This window comes from Pseudoduganella sp. jia 12 (assembly GCF_055502675.1).
Genome location: NZ_JBUXKP010000001.1, coordinates 399,425 through 412,869 on the forward strand (window position 1 = coordinate 399,425; position 13,445 = coordinate 412,869).

Annotated in this window: 10 protein-coding genes; 5 read left to right on the forward strand and 5 right to left on the reverse strand. The window is 67.4% G+C overall.

Annotation, left to right across the window (positions count from 1 at the left end; all coding sequences use genetic code 11):
• Positions 1–7 precede the first annotated feature (7 nt).
• The 3 genes from ACY65G_RS01580 to ACY65G_RS01590 form a co-directional block, all read right to left on the reverse strand.
• Complete coding sequence (locus ACY65G_RS01580) at positions 8–940, reverse strand: 23S rRNA (adenine(2030)-N(6))-methyltransferase RlmJ (RefSeq protein ID WP_464995622.1); 933 nt, start codon at positions 938–940, stop codon at positions 8–10.
• 101 nt (positions 941–1,041) lie between these two features.
• Entirely contained in the window at positions 1,042–1,569 is a 528-nt protein-coding gene (gene rraA, locus ACY65G_RS01585; RefSeq protein ID WP_464995623.1) for a ribonuclease E activity regulator RraA, read from the reverse strand.
• Positions 1,570–1,601: 32 nt separating this feature from the next.
• Positions 1,602–2,813 carry an MFS transporter gene (locus tag ACY65G_RS01590; protein ID WP_464995624.1) on the reverse strand — a complete coding sequence of 404 codons (1,212 nt, stop codon included), beginning with the start codon at positions 2,811–2,813 and terminating at the stop codon, positions 1,602–1,604.
• Between the two features lie 83 nt (positions 2,814–2,896).
• Between ACY65G_RS01590 and ACY65G_RS01595 the strand changes: the two genes are divergently transcribed.
• On the forward strand, positions 2,897–3,718 hold the full coding sequence (locus ACY65G_RS01595) for a helix-turn-helix transcriptional regulator (RefSeq protein ID WP_464995625.1): 822 nt from the start codon (positions 2,897–2,899) through the stop codon (positions 3,716–3,718).
• Here ACY65G_RS01595 and ACY65G_RS01600 read toward each other — a convergent pair.
• A complete protein-coding gene (locus tag ACY65G_RS01600; RefSeq protein WP_464995626.1) occupies positions 3,705–5,630 on the reverse strand; it encodes a methyl-accepting chemotaxis protein in 1,926 nt (641 codons plus the stop codon). The genes ACY65G_RS01595 and ACY65G_RS01600 overlap by 14 nt on opposite strands.
• Before the next feature lie 229 nt (positions 5,631–5,859).
• Between ACY65G_RS01600 and ACY65G_RS01605 the strand changes: the two genes are divergently transcribed.
• Positions 5,860–7,017, forward strand: a complete 1,158-nt coding sequence (locus ACY65G_RS01605; protein WP_464995627.1) for a helix-turn-helix domain-containing protein — start codon at positions 5,860–5,862, stop codon at positions 7,015–7,017.
• A 182-nt stretch (positions 7,018–7,199) separates the two neighbouring features.
• Positions 7,200–8,783: a GH39 family glycosyl hydrolase gene (locus tag ACY65G_RS01610; protein WP_464995628.1), complete on the forward strand. Its 1,584-nt coding sequence runs from the start codon at positions 7,200–7,202 to the stop codon at positions 8,781–8,783.
• Here the strand turns inward: ACY65G_RS01610 and ACY65G_RS01615 are convergent.
• Positions 8,746–11,562 carry an ATP-binding protein gene (locus ACY65G_RS01615; RefSeq protein WP_464995629.1) on the reverse strand — a complete coding sequence of 939 codons (2,817 nt, stop codon included), beginning with the start codon at positions 11,560–11,562 and terminating at the stop codon, positions 8,746–8,748. The two genes, ACY65G_RS01610 and ACY65G_RS01615, sit on opposite strands and share 38 nt — an antisense overlap.
• Before the next feature lie 117 nt (positions 11,563–11,679).
• Between ACY65G_RS01615 and ACY65G_RS01620 the strand changes: the two genes are divergently transcribed.
• The gene (locus ACY65G_RS01620) at positions 11,680–12,924 is read left to right on the forward strand and encodes an aldehyde dehydrogenase family protein (RefSeq protein ID WP_464995630.1); all 1,245 of its coding nucleotides are present in this window, start codon (positions 11,680–11,682) and stop codon (positions 12,922–12,924) included.
• Positions 12,914–13,306 carry a hypothetical protein gene (locus ACY65G_RS01625; protein WP_464995631.1) on the forward strand — a complete coding sequence of 131 codons (393 nt, stop codon included), beginning with the start codon at positions 12,914–12,916 and terminating at the stop codon, positions 13,304–13,306. The genes ACY65G_RS01620 and ACY65G_RS01625 overlap by 11 nt, the downstream gene beginning before the upstream one ends.
• Positions 13,307–13,445 lie beyond the last annotated feature (139 nt).

A 13,445-nucleotide genomic window follows, 5' to 3' on the forward strand; every position in this document is an offset into this window, starting at 1 on the left:
AATCAGTTTATGACCGCCGCGTGACATTCCTTTTGTCCTGGACGCGAGGGGGTGCACCTTCGCCACTGTCGAGCGTAAACGCGGCGCCCTTGTCGCGGCCCAGCACCTGCACCAGGTAGGGCATCACGCTTTTCAAGGTTGCCGCAAGCGTGTAGGGCGGGTTCAGGACGAACATGCCGCTCGTGTGCAGCGCAATGCCGTCCGGCGTCGGTCCGGAGATCGACAGCGTCACGTTCAGCCAGCTCTGCGCCGGCAGGTGCTTGAGCTTTTCGGCGAAGTTGCGCGCCTCGATCCGTTGCAGCACCGGATACCAGACCGCATAGGTACCGGCCGGGAAGCGCTTCAGCGCGTCGCCCAGCATGTCGGTCACCTTGCGGTAGTCCTGCTTGTCTTCGTAGGGCGGATCGCACAGCACCAGCGCGCGGCGCGACGGCGGCGGCAGCAGCGCCTTCACGCCGAGGAAGCCGTCGGCCTTGTTGACGATGACACGCTTGCCACGCACCGTGCTGCGCACGCCCTGCGCCGCCTTGTGCTGCTCCAGCTTGATGAAATTGTCGTTCAGGATCCGCACATCGGCCGGGTGCAGTTCGAACAGGCGCAGGCGGTCCATCTCGCGCGCCACCTGCTCGGCCACGTAGGGCGACCCCGGGTAGAAGCGCATCTTGCCGCTCGGGTTCATGGCCTTGACCAGGTTGACGTAGTCGGCCAGCGGCTCAGGCAGGTCGGTGCGGTCCCACAGCGGTCCGATGCCCGTTTCGAATTCGCCCGTCTTCGTCGCCTGCGCGCTGTCGAGCGTGTACAGGCCGGCGCCGGCGTGCGTGTCGATATAGGTGTAGGCCACGTCCTTCTGGTTCAGGTATTGCAGCAGCTGGATCTGGACGAAATGCTTCAGGACGTCGGCATGATTGCCGGCATGGAAGGCGTGACGGTAACTGAACATGATTCTCAATGGGATGATTCGAACCGCCATTATCCCAGAGAACGGGGGCGCCACCAAAAACGGCACCGGTATCGCCCCCGGGCCTGGCGGCCAGGCGATCCTCAGGCCAACCGCTGCTGGGCAACCAGGATGCCATCCGCATCCGCATACAGCCAGTCTCCCGGATTGACGGGCACGCCGGCAACCTGCACGCGAACGTTGCGTTCGCCGGTGCCCTTCCTTGCACTGCGTTGCGGGTGCGCTGCGAGCGCGCGGATGCCGACGTCGCAGCTGTCGATTTCCACGGTGTCGCGCACGCAGCCGTCGATGACGACGCCGGCCCAGCCATTGTCTTGCGCCAGCAGCGCCAGCTGGCCGCCGAGCAGCGCGCGCCGCAGGCTGGCGCCGCCATCGACGACGAGCACCTGCCCGTCACCCGGCGTTTCCAGCAGGGCGCGCACCAAGGCGTTATCCTCGAACACCTTCACGGTGACGATCCGCCCGGCAAAGCGGACGCGCGTCCCGAAGTGGCGGAATACGGGCGGCAGCACGGCCAGGCGGCCATCTTCGAGCAGGATCGCGTTGTCGTCGCACAGGTCGGCGGTGGCGAAATCGGTGACGAAATCAGTGGAAAATGCGCTGCGGCTCATCGGCTTCCCCGGGTAGTTGACGTGCCCTGATTCTAGGCGCTTTTCAGCGCAACGGCGCGGGTACTGCCGCCCACGCCGACCGCCGTGCCGATCGCCAGCGCCTGGAACAGCGCGATGCCGGCAAAGAGCCAGCCCGGGTGGCCGGCATCCATCACGGCGCCGAACATCAATGGCCCCACCGACAGGCCGGTGTCGAGCCCCGAATACACGACACCATACACGCGCCCGGTGGCATTCTTCGGCGCGGCGGCGCGGATCATCAGGTCGCGCGACGGCCCCGCCACGCCGGAACAGAAACCGATCAGCGCCATCAGCGGCAATGCCAGCCAGCCCGGCACCACGGCCATGCCCAGCACCAGCGCCAGCGCGGCGGCGATCGCGAACGCGATCGCGATGGTGCGGTCATGGCTGCCGCCCCCGGCGCCGACAAAGCCGCCCACCACCATGCCGGCCGCGGAAGCCAGCATGTAGGCGGTATACGATCCCGTGGCCAGTTCGCGCGAGATGCCATACAGCTGTTCCAGACCGATGGCGGCGAATGCCTGGATGCCGCCCAGCGCCACCGCCGTCAGGAAGAAGAAGGCAAAGCACATCCATACCGAAGGCAGCCGCAGGAATGCCAGCGTGCCCTCCCCGCCTTCCTGCGCACCGGCATGCTGCGGCGGCTCCGGCCGCAGCGCGTGGCGGTTCAGCACCAGCACCAGCAGCACCGCGAACGGCAGCAGCGCGGCCAGCGTCAGCGCCATGCGCCAGCTGGACAGCGCGGCGACGGTCGTCATGAACAGCGGCGAGGCCGCCCAGCCGATATTGCCGCTGATGCCGTGCACCGAAAAGCCGTGCGCCAGCCGTTCGCGCGACACGCGCTGGTTCAGCAGCGTGTAATCGGCCGGGTGGAAGATGCTGTTGCCGATGCCGGCCAGCAGCGCCCCCATCATCAACCCCATATAACTGGCCGCCACCGACAGCACGAGCGCCGACACGCCCAGCATGCCGACACCGAAGAACAGCACGCGCCGTGCCCCGACCTTGTCGACCACGAAGCCGGCGCACGCCTGCCCCACGCCGGACACGACGAAGAACACCGTCATCAGGAGCCCCAGCTCGGCGTAGCTCAGGCCGAACGCGGGTTTCAGCCATGGGAACAGCGCGGCCAGGATCAGGTGATAGAAATGGGATGTGCCGTGGGCCAGGCCGACCAGGCCGATCACACGGGCGTCCTGGTGGAAGGTGTTATCGCTTTTCATAAGTCTCCTGCCAAAAACGCAGTGTAAGAAAAACGATGGCGTCTGTTTTAAAATAGGATATCAATTTTTGTCGAAATCCTGCCATGTCCGCTCATCCTGCCATGTTCACGCCCACCGCGGTTCCTGTCGTCCGGCACACGATGCCTTACCCGGATGGCTTCGAGCCCACGCCGGAGCGGCCCATCACACTGATCGCCCGCGACCTGGATCGCCGCGACGCGATGCTGCCGCATACCCATGGCTGGGGCCAGTTGACGCACTCGATCGACGGCGTGTTGCGCGTGACGGCTGCCGACAGCACGTGGATCGTGCCGCCATCGCGCGCGGTATGGATCGCGCCCGGGATCGAACATGCGGTGACGGTACTGCAGGCAACCCGGCTGCGGCCGGTGCGCATCCTGGCCGAACGGGCGCCGTTTCCGGACGAGGCTTGCCGGGTGCTGGAAGTGTCCACGCTGCTGCGCGAACTGATCCTGGCGCTGGAACAGCTGCCGCCGCTGGCGCCGTCGCCGCGTGCCACGATGCTGTCGGAACTGATGCTCGATGAACTGGCGCGCTGCGAAACGCGGCCGATCCGCGTACCGCTGCCGCGCGACAAGCGGCTGCAAAGCCTGTGCGCCCGCCTGGTCGACACGCCCGGCGCGCCGCTCACGCTGGCCGACTGGGCCGGCCAGGTCGGTGCTTCCGAACGCACGCTGGCGCGGCTGTTCGAGAAGGAGCTCGGCATGAGCTTCGGCCAGTGGCGCCAGCAGGTGCGCCTGGCCCACGCCGCACCGATGATCGCCGGCGGCATGCCGCTGGCGCGCGTGGCCGAAGAGCTGGGCTATGCCAGCCAGTCGGCGTTTTCCCAGATGTTCCGGAAAACCTTCGGCACCACGCCGACGGCGTTTTTCAGCGAACGCTGAGGGCGCGCCGCGGCACCGGCGTGCCGACGGGCGCCGCGGCCGGCGCATCCAGCTTGAACGTGCCCACCACCTGTTCCAGCGCGGCCGCCTGGATGCGCAGCGATTCGGCCGCGGCCGCCGCTTCTTCCACCAGCGCCGCGTTCTGCTGCGTCACATCGTCCATCTCGGTGATCGCGCCGTTGACCTGGCCGATGCCTTTGCTCTGTTCGTCGCTGGCCGTGGCGATCTGCGCCACGAGGTCGGCCACCTGCTGCACCGACTGCACGATCTCGCCCATCGCCTGCCCCGCGCCGTCAGCCAGGCGGCTGCCGGCATTGACCTGGTCGACGGAAGCCAGGATCAGGTCCTTGATTTCTTTCGCGGCCGTGGCCGAACGCTGCGCCAGGTTGCGCACCTCGGATGCGACAACGGCGAATCCACGTCCCTGTTCGCCGGCCCGCGCCGCTTCCACGGCGGCATTGAGCGCCAGGATATTGGTCTGGAACGCGATGCCGTCGATCACGCCGATGATGTCCGAGATCCGGCGCGAACTGTCGGTGATGGCGCCCATCATGTCGACCACCTGCGACACCACGGCGCCGCCCTTGCGCGCCGCGTCGGCCGTGCTGGCCACCAGCCCGTTGGCCTGGGCGGCATTGTCGGCGTTCTGGCGCACGGTCGCCGTCAGCTCTTCCATCGCCGCCGCCGTTTCCTCCAGGTTGGAAGCCTGGGCCTCCGTGCGGTTCGACAGGTCGAGGTTGCCGGTGGCGATCTCGCCGGTGGCGCTGGAGATCTGCTGCGCGCTCGAACGCACCTGCAGGATCGTGCCGTTCAGCGACGAGATGAAGCGGTTGAACGCATCGGCCAGCTTGCCGACCTCGTCCCCGGATTCCACACGCATGCGGCGGCTCAGGTCGCCGTTGCCGTCGGCAATCTCGCCCAGCATCCTGGCTGCCCGCATCACGGGAGCGGCGATTGCACGGCTGATGAACCAGATGCCGGCCAGGCCGATGCTGCCGCCCACCAGGCCGGCGATCAGCGCCGAGATCGTGGCCGAGCGCGCGATATCGCCCAGCACTTCGCGCTCGGGCACGCGGGCCAGCACGTACAGGTTCAATTCCTTGATATAGGACGACGCGACGAACAGCCTGCCCTGCGGGCCGTCGATGGCCGCATGCGCGAACGGCTGCCCGCCGAACAGCGCCTTCACCACGCCGGCGTCGAAGCCCGGCTGGTCCTGCAGCGCGTGCTTGCCGTCGGCCAGTTGCGGATCGCGGTCGATCAGCAGCATGCCATTCGGGCGCACCAGCGAGACGGTACCCGTTTCGCCCAGCCGGTAATTACGGATCGTGTTCGCCAGGTCGTTGACGGCCAGCCCGATGCCGGCCACGGCCAGCTTGCCGCCCGCCGTCTGCACGCGGTTATTGATGAACAACATGTAGGTGGTCGAGCCGGGGTCCTTGTCGATATCGAGCCGGTACGGCACGTTACTGGACAGGAAACCATAGAACCATGCATCGCTTGCCGCATTGGGCGACAGCGTGCGGCCGTAACCCGTATCGGTGAAATACTTGCCGGTATCCTTCGACACCCAGAACACCGTGGCGGCGTTGTTCCTGGCCTTCAAGTGGCTTGCATAGGTCTGCCACGCAGCGGCACCCTCCTCCGGCATGCCGGCGTCTTCCCAGGCATGCACGTAAGTATCGTTGGCCAGTGTTTGCGACACTGCCAGCGCCTGGCCGATCTGGCGCAGGATGTCGTTGCGGATCTCGCCCACCTGCGCCGGCAACTCCTGTGCCACGGCGCGTTCGCGCGCCCGGTTGCCATTCATGCTCACGCTCAGCACGGAAGAGATCACCATGAAGACCAGCAGGCACAAGCCCATGCTCAGCATGAGCTTTCGCTGAATCGACAGCTTCTTAATGAATCGCATAACTAATTTCCATTGGTTAACTTGCGTCGTTCTAGTGTAGTCATTTGCAGGATGCAAGGTACATAAATATGCCATGTGGAAACATCTATATTTGACGCTGATCCATATATGCAACAACCTATTGACTCTCCTGAAACACCCGGCCCGCCGTAACATTGGCCTGGCGTCACGCAATGCCTGGAGCCGTCTTGCAGCGATGACAATCGGCCTCTATGATTGCGCTCACATCATGGGTGCCTTCTACCGAAAAACACTGGCTGTCTTTGCCTGCCTGCTGGCCGCCAGCCTGCTGCTGGGTTATGTTTGCGTCGACCGTAGCTACCTGCACACGCCGCTGCTGCCGGCGCGCGGCAGTGCGCTGCCGTGGCACGGCGACACCAGTACGGACAACGAGAAGGCGACATCGGCGGTTTCCAGGGTTGCCATCCACGAAGCGCGCGAGCGGCTGCGCTTTGGTTTCCGGCTCGTGCCCGGATCGGCCCATCCGTTCGCGTCGGCGAACCTGATGTTCGAGAACCGCGACGGCAAGCCGGCCCATGTCGACCTGTCGCGCTACGACTCGGTATCGTTCGGGGCACGCTGCGCGCCGGCCAGCACGCTGATGCTGAGCGTGCCCACCTTCGACGACAAGGTCTCCACGCCGAACCACCTGCTGAGCTACCGGACACCGTCGGCGTTTTTCTCCTGCAATGGGCAGCGCACGCGCGTCGAATTCGACCTGTCGCGCCTGGAGACACCGCAATGGTGGTTCGATATGTTCAAGCTCGACCTTTCCAGCCAGGCGTATAAACTGGACCGCGTGCCGAAGCTCGCCTTCGGCACCACATTCCAGAGCCCGGTCAATATCGACACCATGGTGGAAATCGACGAACTGGTGCTGCATGGCCGCGATGTCCGTTACTTGTACTGGCTTGCCGCGATATTGATTCCGGCATGGTGCGGATTTGCCGTCTGGTTTTTCCGCCAGCACGCGGCCGCATTGGTGGCGGACGTGCGCGACAAGCTGCAAAAGGATCTGCCATTCGTCGCCTACCAGCAGCTTTCACTGGAACCGCATCGCGACAGGGAAAAGGCGGCAGTATTGCGTTATATCGCCACGCATTATGCCGACGCCGCCATGGATGTGGACAAGGCGGTGGCCGCCACCGGTGTCAACCGCAACAAGCTCAATGAGATCCTGAAAGCCGAACTGGGTTTCACATTCAGCGCCTACCTGAATAAATTACGGCTCACGGAGGCGGCCCGGCTGCTGTCGGAAAACGATGCGCTGGCCGTGGCCGAAATCGCCTATTCGGTCGGCTATGCCAACGTGTCGTACTTCAACAAGCTGTTCAAGGAAGAGTACGGCTGCACGCCGAAGGCGTTCCGCACCGCATGCGCGGACTGACACTACCCGCAGTTTTTCCGCATTTTTCCGCATTCTTTCTTCAACTATCCGCATTCCGCCAGCGTTTGCGCGGCCTGTGCTATCGGCGTGCCCCTTGCCGCCCGTATGCTGCGCGGCAGTGCGCAGGCCGGCGGCCCGCGCCAATCCATCCGCGATTCACAATTTGGAGCGAGACAAACCAGATGCAGACCAAGACCATCGCCGGCGCCCTGTTCGGCGCCCTGCTGTTGCTGTCGCAAGCAGCGTCGGCACAGCAGCGCAATATCGACGTGCATGTCGGCCAGGTAGCCGGCAACCTCAACAAGACATTCAACGAAGTCATCGGCGCCGGCCGCGCCAATGAGGGATTGCGCGCCGACTGGCAACAACAGCTGGCCGAAATAAAACGCGATGCGGGTTTCCGCTATATCCGCATGCACGGCCTGCTGTCCGACGACATGGGTGTCTATAAAATCGATGCGCAGGGGAAGGAACATTATAATTTCCAGTATATCGATGCGCTGTACGATTATCTGCTGAGCATTGGCGTAAAACCGTTCGTCGAACTGGGATTCATGCCGTCGGCAATGGCCAGCGGCGAGAAAACCATTTTCTGGTGGCGCGGCAATGTCACGCCACCGCGCGATTATGCAAAATGGGGAGAACTCGTCAGGAAACTGACGGAGCACTGGACGGAGCGTTATGGCCAGGCCGAAGTGGCGACCTGGTATTTCGAAGTCTGGAATGAACCGAACCTCGATGGTTTCTGGGCCGGCACGCAGGAAGAATATTTCCGCCTGTACGACCATGCGGCGCGGGCGGTCAAGAGCGTCAGCCCCGCCTACCGGGTGGGCGGCCCCGCCACCGCGGGCGCCGCATGGATTCCCGAAATGATCGCGCATGCCACCGCGAACAAGGTGCCACTGGATTTCGTCAGCACCCATGCCTATGGCGTAAGCCAGGGTTTCCTCGATGAATTCGGCACCACGGGCACGGTGCTCAGCAAGGATAGCGGCTCGATCAGCAACGACGTGCTGAAGAACCGCCGCGAGATCGCCGCGTCGAAGCTGCCGAAGCTGCCGCTGCACTACACGGAGTGGAGTTCCTCGTACACGCCGGCCGACCCCACGCACGACAGCTACCACCAGGCCGCCTACATCCTGCAAAAGCTGAAGCAGACCGGCGACGCGGCGCAATCGATGTCGTACTGGGTCTTCACCGACATCTTCGAAGAAGCGGGCCCTCGCTTCGAGGCATTCCACGGCGGCTTCGGGCTGATGAACACGCAGGGCATCAAGAAGCCGGCCTACTTCGCCTACCAGTTCCTGAACGGGCTGGGCAACAAGGAATTGCGCAATGCCGATGCGCATTCGATCGCCACCGTCGACACCAATGGCGACGTGGGCGTGCTGCTGTGGGATTTCACGCACACGCTGCCGGACAACATCAATAACCAGCAGTACTTCATCAAGGACTTGCCGGCCAGGGCCAAGGGCGAGGTGCAGGTCACGCTGCGCGGCGTGAAGCCGGGGGCGTACACGCTCGCGATCTCGCAAACCGGCTACCGGAAGAACGATGCCTTCACGGCCTATATCGGCATGGGCTCGCCGGCGCAACTGACCCGCAAGCAGGTCGGCGAGCTGAAGGCGCAGGCAACCGGCGCACCGTCGGAACGGCGCAAGGTACAGGTGGGCGGCGACGGCAAGGTGAGCGTGGCGCTGCCGCTGCGCGAGAACGACGTGTACCTGCTCAAGCTGACCAGCGCTCTAGGCACGAGCGCGCGGTAAGCACGTCGCGCGTGGACTGGCCCTCGCTGTAGCGCGCCAGCAGCGGCGCCAGCACGGCCGCGCCGTCTTGCCCTCGGCCGCGCAGCGACAGCAGTCCGGCCAGGCTGGTGCCGGCACGCAGTTCCCAGGCCAGCGCGCCCTGGCCGTGGGCCAGCGCCAGCGCATGGCGGAACACGCGCTCGGCCTGCGCGCACGCGCCCAGGCGCACCAGCTGTTCGCCCCAGCAGCGCAGCAGTTCGGGCGCGGCCCAGCCCGCGCGGCCGTCGACGGCGCGCGCCAGCGAGGCGGGCGTCATCAGGCCCGCGTGCAGCGTGGGCAGCATGTCCAGGTGCAGGCCCGTGCACGACGGGTGCCGCGCCAGGGCCATGGCATCGAAGCCGGCTTCCGGCAAGGCGCCCGTGCCGTCGTGGCGATGCAGCGCGGCGTGGAACGCCTGCGCCCAGAACGACCAGTGCACGAGGCGGTCGCGCCCCGCCCGATCGGCCATCATCGCGATGCAATGCCGTGCCATCGCCATGTCCCCGCTCCACAACGCCACCGGCACCGCCAGCACCAGCGCAAAGCACAGCGACACCGAATGATCCAGCCGCAGCGCTTCGTCCACGCCCTCGCGCGCGGCCAGCACGGCCTGCTCGGGGGAGCCCTGCAGCCACAGCACGCGGCCATGGATCGCCAGCGACGAGACACGCTGGTCGAACTGGAAGCCGGCGGCACCGCGGGCGCGCCGCGCCGGATGGACCGCCGCATCCGCATGCGCGCGGGCCGCGTGCTGGTCGCCGAGATAGTGCCGCGCCCTGGCGAGCAGCCGTTGCCGCACCCGGCCGTCGCCATCGAGCCCGGCGGCGCGCGCCAGCGGGCCGAAGCGGTAGGCCAGACCCAGCGCGCGGTCGTACTCGCCCTGCAGCAGCGCATCCGCATAACAGCCCCATAATGCCCGCACGGCCGTGGCATGGTCTCCCAGCCGTTCGGCCAGCGCCAGCGCGCGGCCGAATGCTTCGGCACGCGGCGCCGCCACCGCGCTCACGTGCAGCAGCGTGTGGCCAAGCGCCAGGTGCAGCGCGGCAGCCAGCGGGGCGCCGGCCGAGCCGGCAGCGGCGGCGCAGGCCAGCGCCGGCTCCAGCCTGGCGCGGTAATCGTCCATCATCGAATGGCGATACCACAGCGGCGCGGAAGCGGCGGCCAGCTCCGCGCCCAGCAGCGGCGCGCCGCCCGGCCCGAAGGCCCAGTCGAGCGCGGCGCGCACATCGTCCAGCCGCAGGTCCTGCAGCATCATCTCCAGCAGGCCGGCATCCCGGCCGGCGCGCGCCAGCAGCATGCACCAGTAGCGCAGGTGGCCGTGCGATGCAGCGTACTCCTCGCCGGCAATGCGCAACTGTTCCAGGGCGTAGGCGCGGGTCGTGTCCAGCAGGCGATATCGCGCGTCGTCGCACGACACCATCGACTTCGCCACGAGCTGCGCCAGGTGGCCGGCCACGCCTTGGGCGTCGATGACCCCACCCGCGGCCACGGCCGCCGCGCCCTCGCCCGTGAAAGGGCTGCGGAACACGGCGAGCCGTCGCAGCACGGCCTGCTCGGCGGGCGCCAGCAGCGCATGGCTCCAGTCGAGGGTGGCGCGCAGGGTCTGGTGGCGCGGCAGCGCCGTGCGGCGGCCTCGCGTGAGCACGGCAAAGCAGTCGGACAGGCGCCGCGCCAGCTCGTGCACGCCGAAGAACGCGACCCGCCCGGCCGCCAGTTCGAGGGCCAGCGGAATGCCGTCCAGGCGGCGGCAGATCTCGGCCACCGCCGCCGCGTTGCCGGCGTCGAGGACGAAGCCGCCATCGGCACTGGCCCGTTCGACGAACAGTTGCACGGACGGGAACGTGACCAGTGCGGCGAAGCTGGACGCAAAATCGGGCACCGCCCCTTGCAAGGACGACGGCGCGGGCACGGCCAGCGGCGGCAGCCGGAACACGTGCTCGCCGCCGCTGCGCAGCGGTTCCCGGCTGGTGGCAACGATGTGCAGCCGCGTGGTGCCGTGCAGCAGTGCGCCGGCCAGCGCGGCGGCGGCATCGATCAGGTGTTCGCAGCCATCGAGCAGGAGCAGCGCGCGGTGGCCCGGCGAAGCGGACGGCGTGCCATCGGATAAGTGCACGCTCAGTTGCGCGGCCAGCTGCGCGGCCGACAGCGGCGCGGCCAGGCCGAACGCCTGCGCGACGGCGCCGGGCAGCAGGGCGGGATCGGCCAGCGGCGCCAGGTCGACGCAGACCACGCGCCGGCCGAACAGCGGCGCGGCGTGCGCAACGAGCGCCTGTGCCACCGACGTCTTGCCCATGCCGCCCGGGCCGACGATCGTCAGCAGCCGGGTGACGGCCAGCTCGGCCATGAGCTGGTCCACGACCTGGGCGCGGCCGACCAGCCGCGGCTGCGGCAGCGCCAGTTGCACGAACGGCGGCGCGAGCTCCTCCACGGCCAGGCGGCGCAGCGGCGCGACGAAGCTGTAGCCGCGGCCCACCACGTTTTCCACATACGGCCGGTCGTTGCCGAGCACCTTGCGCAGTGCATTGACGTGCACGCGCAGGTTGCCGTCCTCGACGACGGTACGGGGCCAGACGCAGGCAATGAGTTCATCCTTGCCGACCACCGTGCCGGCCCGCTCCACGAGCGCGACCAGCAGGTCGAACGCGCGGCCGGCCAGGCGCACGGGCACGCCGTGCCGGTACAGCGTGCGCTCGTGCGGCACCAGCCGGAATGCGCCGAATGCCACCTCGCTTGACGGGGGCCGCCACTGCAGTCGGTCCATGTTCGCTTACCTCGAAAGCCGGATTGATTTCCAGCACGACAGATTCTAACGTAATGGTCTTGCGGCGTTAATCATTCGTCATCGTTACACATTTACCACCTGAAAGGGGGATCGCCGATGTTGCACACGTCCGAACGGGCCGCCGCCGCGGCATTGCCGTTCGCGCTGGCCGGCGCCGAGCAGCGTGCCCGCCTGCTCGACGGCATCGGCGCGGGCCTGGACGGCGTGCGGCACCGGCTGCCGCGCCAGGCCGCCTTCGATGCGGGCGTCGATTCCGCCGTCGCGCTGCGCCAGCACGACACGGTGCGCGCCTGGCTACGCTCGCTGGCGGACGCACTGCGCAGCGATCCGGCCGGTGCCGGCCAACGCACGGTGCCGCTCGGCCCGGTCGCCGCGGTGGGCATGCACGGCAGCGCCTACGGGCTGGCCGGCACCTATGCGATGGCCGCGCTGGCGGCGGGCTGCCCGGTACTCGCTTGCGCGATGCCTGCGCCCAGTTGCACCGAGCTGGCGGGGCTGATCGCCCGCGCCGCCGCCGCGGCCCGCCTGCCCGATACGCTGTTCGCGCTGGTGGCGAACGATGAAGCGCTGCTGGCCCAGCGCGCCGTGCGCGGCGTGATCTGCCGCGCCGGGGCGCGCCCGATCCCCCGGCTGCTGCCGGCACTGGCTGAGCTGGACGGTACCGAAGCCGCCTTCGTGCTGCCCTGCGCGCTGAACGGCCGCGCCGAATTCCTCGGCGAACGGTTGCTGGCGCAGCCGGGCGCGTGCCCGGTCGTCGTGGCGATCGACGGCGACGGCTTCATCGACCTGCGCGAAGCCATCGTCGACATGCTGGCCCGTGGCGATGCCGCCTGCACGGCACCCGCTGCCCCCATGGCGCCGCCGTCCGGCGATGGCGCGAAGGCGCTGGCGGATGGTGGCGCCCACTGGCTGGAGGATGGTGGCGCCCGTTGGCTGCGGGATGGTGGCGCCCATTGCCTGGAGAATGGTGGCGCCCATTGCCTGGGCGACGCGCGGGACGGCCGTATGGCACCGTTCACGGAGCTGCCGGGCGCCGCGCTGATTGCGCAGCCGCAGCTGGCCGCTGCGCGCCCGGGCGGGCTGCTGGTGCGCTGTAGCGGCGCCGATGAACTGCTGGCGCTGGCCTGGGCACTCGGCCCGCTGGCGTGCGCCAGCGTGCACGTGGCGCCGGGCGACGCGGCATTGGCGGAACAGGTGTTGCCGGTGCTCGAGCTGGCCGCTCGGCACATCCACGTCAACCGCTTTGGCAGCGCGCTGCGCCCCACGCATGCCGCCGCGCTGGATGCGATCGCCCGCTTCCGTCGCCCGGTCTTCCACCATGCCGATACACATGCCGCCTGACGCCGCACCACCCCTGCACCAGCCGCACGCCGAAAACCAGCCGCATGCCGAAAAGGTGGGCGTGGCGCAGATCCGCATCCGCAAGGCCGAGCACAGCATCGCGGTACTCGGTTCGTTCATCGCCGCCGACAAGCTCCTCAAGGCATGGGCCGCCGCGCGCGACTGCAACGAATGCGAATTCGAGATCCGCTACCTGGACGGCTACCGGCTGTCCGGCCTCTACCCGATGTGGCAGAAAAGCACCCGGCGCCAGTCGCTGGGCGCCCACGTGCGGCGCGTGGTGGACGACACCCGCGCCCGCGCCACCCTGCACTTCGACACCGGCACCGGCCCCGACCGCTTCCTCGACCAGTACGAAGTGGAGGACTTCGCCGACTCCTGAGCCTGCAATTTCCACGAACCGGGGTCAGGAAGGAGTACTGCCATGCATGGCAGTACCGCTGCACCGGCGAGGAGCGATGCTCCGCGAAATCCCGGTTACGCCCCCGATTTTGGGAAATGTTTTTGGGCGGATGTCAGCT